Source organism: Bradyrhizobium sp. SUTN9-2, assembly GCF_003122645.1.
Classification (GTDB): domain Bacteria; phylum Pseudomonadota; class Alphaproteobacteria; order Rhizobiales; family Xanthobacteraceae; genus Bradyrhizobium; species Bradyrhizobium yuanmingense.
On the sequence record NZ_LAXE01000001.1, the window covers coordinates 6,564,218 to 6,568,568 of the forward strand.

At 65.2% G+C, this 4,351-nt stretch carries 7 protein-coding genes; 5 read left to right on the top strand and 2 right to left on the bottom strand.

What is annotated here, in order from left to right; translation table 11 throughout:
- Positions 1–9 precede the first annotated feature (9 nt).
- Positions 10–444, bottom strand: coding sequence for a hypothetical protein (locus XF30_RS30420; protein ID WP_109144711.1), 435 nt, complete (start codon positions 442–444; stop codon positions 10–12).
- Positions 445–962: 518 nt separating this feature from the next.
- On the opposite strand from XF30_RS30420, the gene XF30_RS30430 reads away from it, so the two are divergent.
- From XF30_RS30430 to XF30_RS30440, 3 genes are all read left to right on the top strand, one after another.
- Complete coding sequence (locus tag XF30_RS30430) at positions 963–1,346, top strand: RidA family protein (RefSeq protein WP_109144713.1); 384 nt, start codon at positions 963–965, stop codon at positions 1,344–1,346.
- A gap of 171 nt (positions 1,347–1,517) precedes the next feature.
- Complete coding sequence (locus XF30_RS30435) at positions 1,518–1,778, top strand: hypothetical protein (RefSeq protein WP_036013227.1); 261 nt, start codon at positions 1,518–1,520, stop codon at positions 1,776–1,778.
- A gap of 238 nt (positions 1,779–2,016) precedes the next feature.
- Entirely contained in the window at positions 2,017–2,268 is a 252-nt protein-coding gene (locus tag XF30_RS30440; RefSeq protein WP_036013225.1) for a hypothetical protein, read from the top strand.
- Between the two features lie 78 nt (positions 2,269–2,346).
- Here the strand turns inward: XF30_RS30440 and XF30_RS30445 are convergent, their stop codons facing one another.
- The gene (locus XF30_RS30445) at positions 2,347–2,832 is read right to left on the bottom strand and encodes a molecular chaperone DnaJ (protein WP_109144714.1); all 486 of its coding nucleotides are present in this window, start codon (positions 2,830–2,832) and stop codon (positions 2,347–2,349) included.
- Between the two features lie 111 nt (positions 2,833–2,943).
- Between XF30_RS30445 and XF30_RS30450 the strand changes: the two genes are divergently transcribed.
- Complete coding sequence (locus tag XF30_RS30450; RefSeq protein ID WP_109144715.1) at positions 2,944–3,711, top strand: SDR family NAD(P)-dependent oxidoreductase; 768 nt, start codon at positions 2,944–2,946, stop codon at positions 3,709–3,711.
- Between the two features lie 181 nt (positions 3,712–3,892).
- Positions 3,893–4,141: a helix-turn-helix domain-containing protein gene (locus XF30_RS30455; protein ID WP_036013218.1), complete on the top strand. Its 249-nt coding sequence runs from the start codon at positions 3,893–3,895 to the stop codon at positions 4,139–4,141.
- The last annotated feature ends 210 nt before the right edge of the window (positions 4,142–4,351 follow it).

Consider the following 4,351-nt stretch of genomic DNA (forward strand, 5'->3'; position numbering starts at 1 on the left):
CACCGTCTTCTACCGCATCGTGATCGCAAGCCCGCTGAGATCCGCATTCGCCATCAACCCCACCTGCGTGCCCGACAGCTCCAGCACTGCGCCCTTCTGGTTGGTCAGCACGATGGCGCGGGCGCCGGAGCCGACGGCGATGCCGGCACCGGCGGCGCCGTAGACGCCGGCAACATCAGAGGGGCGGTTGATGTTGGAGACGCGGCCGCGCAGCACTGTCTTGGATCCCCCGAACACGAGGCCGTAGTCGAGGCCACCCGTGGAAAGCCCGTAATTGCGGCCGCGGAAGTTGAGCACGCCCGAGCCGCCCGAGCCGCCGATGATCCAGCCCGCCTTGTAGATCGTCAGCGTCACGAAGCCGCTGTCGGCCTGCGCGGTCGTCGAGAGGCCAGCCAGGGCGACGATGGCGACGCACGCGGCGCGGAGGGTGGATGCGAGCTTCATGGGGGTCTCCGGGGGCTGTTTTTTAAAGGAGGGTTCGAATCAGACGGAGCGAATGTACCTGATCGATCGGGGCGGCAACATGATCGGCGGGCGTTTCCGCAAGCAAGGCGGCGGCGAGACTCGCGGAAGGTCCTCATGCTTCGTCATTGCGAGCCAACGGGTCCGCGCGAAGCGCGGCCCGATGACAGGCTCCGCGAAGCAATCCAGAATCGCTCCGGGGCGGCAGCCTGGATTGCTTCGTCGCAAGGGCTCCTCGCAATGACGGGCTGAATGGCCTGTTCTCTCGCCACGCGCAGGCTGCACGCGGGAGAGGCGAAGACCACCATCGCCAGCATGCCATACTACCCCTGTTTTGCCCGACGGAGCAAACGCGCACTTCCGTAATCCCGAATTTTCGAAAACCCTAACGATCTCCGCGCCATCCCTACTGTGCATGGGGTTGTTTTCGCACTTTTGTTTTGCGAGGCTCTCTCCGGCCGCTACTCTCACCCCTCCGCCCCCCGTCCTGAGGTGATCCCATGCCGATCCAGCATTTCGCGCCCCCGCCGCATGTCAAGGCGCCGCCGCTGTCCTTTGCGACGCGGGTTGGCGACCTCCTGTTCGTCTCCGGCATTCCCGGCTTCGATGCCAATGGTGCGCTGCCCGACGGCTTCGAGACGCAGTTCGCCAATGTCGTCGTCAACATCAAGCGCGTGCTGGGCGAGGCCGGCGCCGGCATGCATGATCTCGTCAAGGTCAACGTGCTCCTGACCCGCGCCTCGGACGTCGCCGCGATGAACGCGCTCTATGCCGGCGCCTTCGGCCCGCCGCCGTACCCGGCGCGCACGACTTGCGTGGTGCAGGCGCTGCCCGATCCGAAGATGCTGATCGAGATCGAGGCGGTCGCTTCGCTGGCCAAGTAGGAGCCTAGTCAGCTGCGTGTGACCTATCGGGCACGCGTCCAAACCAAATGCGTTGGGCACAGCTGACATGTCCGTGAATGGCGGCCCCCCGGCTTGCAAAGGACCTGCTTTTACCGCACGAATTTTTTCGGTCCCATGTCCCACCACCCATGTCCCACCAGGAGATACTTCATGCGTCGCCTTCTCGCGCTCAGTGCCGTTGCCGGCATCGCTAGTTCCGTGTTCGCCGTGCCCGCCTCCGCGAAGGTCGGCTATTACGTGATCCGCTGGGACAACACCGGCATCTGCCAAGTCTGGAACGAGGACCTGCAGTACAAGCCGTTCCAGTTCGGCGTCTCGACCTACAAGGTCGTCAGCAAGCCGTTCCCGACCTTCCAGCAGGCCTCGGACTTGCAGATCAAGATGCGCACCGAGCGGAAGTGCACGCTCTGAGCCGGGCGCGAGAGTAGCGTTTGGAGGGCGGGTCGCGCGGGCGATCCGCCCTTTTGCTTTGCGTGGCCTGAAGCGCTTCCCCGGCCGCAATCAGACCTGTCCCACGCACATTTTTTGAACCTCGGCGGCGGGTGGAACTACTCACATCTTGTCCGGGGCGCGTGCCAAGCGCGTCCCGCACCACCCCTCCCCGTCATTGTCGGGAGGCGCATCACATCATTCATTTGAGGAGCTGATCATGCGTCGTATTTCCATGCTGTGCGCTGCCGCCGGTCTTGCCGTCACCGCGTTCGTCGCCGCGAGCCCGGCCGAAGCCAGCTATCATCTGATCCGCTGGCAGGACACCGGCTTCTGCCAGATCTGGGACGAGAGCATCCCGACCACGCCGTGGCCGGCCGGCTATCACCGCGCCAGCGCCAGCGTGCCGACCTTCGTCGATGCACTCATGGTCAAGGACGCCGCGCTCAAGAGCGGCAGCTGCAAGTGGTAAGGTAATCGATCGGCGGACGAAGAACCGGGCAAGGACGCGGGCGTCCTTGCCCGGTTTGCTTTTCGAGGCCTGAAACGCTCACGCGTCCTTGTGCGCGCCGGGATGGATCAGGATGTCGCGCGCGGCGGCGAGGTCGATGAAGGCTTCGGCACTGCCGCCCTGGTCGGGATGCAGGCCCTTGGCGGCGCGGCGATAGGCCTGGTTGATGTCCTCGCAAGTGAGCTGCACCGCGAGCGGCAGGCCGAGCACCTTGCGCGCGCGGTCCTCGCTGGAGAGCTTCTTCGGCGCGGCGTTACGGCGGCCGAAGCGCGGCGCGGTCAGATCGTGCACGACCTCGAGCACCACACTGATACGGCGCTGGGCCGCCAGCGTCACGCTGTGATCGTCGTTGTCGACGGCCTGGCGCAGCACCGGCAGCGCCTGCTCGGCAGCCTGGCGCAGCGTGACGTCGCTGCTCATCCGCGCGATCTCGGCCACCAGCCGGCCGGCCTCGGCCCAGTCAGGCGCTTGCGCCGACCGCAGCCGCTCCAGAGCGAGTTTCCAGGTTTCGAGCCGTTCCATCATGCGCGCAACGTTTAGCAATCAGGATCAGTATGCCAAGGCCGCCGTTTCCGACCCCTTAATTTCGCGTTAGCGTTTCGTGAAACTTCGAAACGAAAACGGGAGGAAACTGCCATGGCGCTGCTCGCAAACCACATCGCTGTCGTCACCGGCGCCGGTTCCGGAATCGGCCGGGCGATCGCCACCGGCTATGCGCGGGAGGGCGCGCAGGTCGTGCTGCTCGACGTCAACGCGGAGACGGTGGCGGAGGCGGCGCAGGAGATCCGGCAAGCGGGCGGCAAGGCCGAGAGCTTTGCGCTCGACGTCGTCAGGCGCGAGGATTGCTTCGCGCTCGCCAGGCAGATCGCGGACGAGATCGGGCAGGTCTCGATCCTCGTCAACAATGCCGGCATCACCCGCCGCAACGCCTTCACCGCGGAGACCGAGACGGTGGCGAAGGACTGGAACGACATCATCTCGCTCAACCTCAACGGCGTGTTCAACGTGACGCAGGCGTTCCTCGCGCCCTTGCGCGCCAGCAAAGGCCGCATCGTCAACATCGGCTCGATCCAGTCCTTCGTGCATCTGCGCACGCCGAGCTCGGCGGCCTACACCACCTCGAAACACGGCGTGCTCGGCTTCACCAAGGCGCTCGCGGTCGAGCTCGGCAAGGAAGGCGTGCGCGTCAACGCGATCGGCCCCGGCTTCATCGAGACCAACATCAACGCCAATGTGCGCGCGACCAATCCGGCGCTGGTGCAGGCTTTCATCGATCACACCCCGCTGGCGCGCACCGGCAAGCCCGAGGACATCGTCGGCCCCGCGGTGTTCCTCGCCTCCGATCTGTCGGCCTATGTCACCGGAACCATCGTGATGGTGGACGGCGGCTATCGCACGGTGTGAGGGATGCGAGGCTCGCACCAATCGCGGCGGCATCTGGGCATTCTCAAGATCAATTCGGTGCAGCCCCTCCAATTAACCTTTCATTAACCAAACCGGACCACCGTAGATTCACGGCTTGGGGGTCGTTGGTTCTCGATCCGCTTCCGACGATGGAAGCGGGCGTTGATCGGGAGGTGTTTTGATGACCACTGTTCATGTCGCCGCTTCCGGGCCGGACGCACAATTCCTTGCCCCGAACCAGATCGTTCCGCTTCTGATCGGTGCCACCGTCGACGAGGTCGAGCGTGAGCTCGTGATCCAGACGCTGGCGCGCTGTGACGGCAACCGCACGCGCGCCTCGCGCGTGCTCGGCCTTTCCGTACGCACGCTGCGCAACAAGATCAGGCTCTATGCCGCCTCCGGCATCGACGTGCCCGCCTGTCAGGATTAGCGCACGACATCAATCGGCCAGCGACGACGCGCTGCGCAGCCGCGCGATCGCGGCCGCTCGCGCCGCCGATTGATGTTGATCAAGCCTGGCACGATGCGCGGGCAGAATTGCTGCTGTCGTCAAACGCCGCTAAGTAGCTTGCTCCAGGTGAAGGGAGCGGTGGCGTGGCAGACGACCAGGGACGACGGCCGGGGCCTCAGGGGCCTCGCG

What these genes read in the sequence shown, in the direction of transcription:
- XF30_RS30445 (WP_109144714.1), bottom strand. Translation starts at nt 2,832, where the DNA reads ATGATGGAACGGCTCGAAACCTGGAAACTCGCTCTGGAGCGGCTGCGG.
- XF30_RS30450 (WP_109144715.1), top strand. Translation starts at nt 2,944, where the DNA reads ATGGCGCTGCTCGCAAACCACATCGCTGTCGTCACCGGCGCCGGTTCC.
- XF30_RS30420 (WP_109144711.1), bottom strand. Translation starts at nt 444, where the DNA reads ATGAAGCTCGCATCCACCCTCCGCGCCGCGTGCGTCGCCATCGTCGCC.
- XF30_RS30430 (WP_109144713.1), top strand. Translation starts at nt 963, where the DNA reads ATGCCGATCCAGCATTTCGCGCCCCCGCCGCATGTCAAGGCGCCGCCG.
- XF30_RS30435 (WP_036013227.1), top strand. Translation starts at nt 1,518, where the DNA reads ATGCGTCGCCTTCTCGCGCTCAGTGCCGTTGCCGGCATCGCTAGTTCC.
- XF30_RS30440 (WP_036013225.1), top strand. Translation starts at nt 2,017, where the DNA reads ATGCGTCGTATTTCCATGCTGTGCGCTGCCGCCGGTCTTGCCGTCACC.
- XF30_RS30455 (WP_036013218.1), top strand. Translation starts at nt 3,893, where the DNA reads ATGACCACTGTTCATGTCGCCGCTTCCGGGCCGGACGCACAATTCCTT.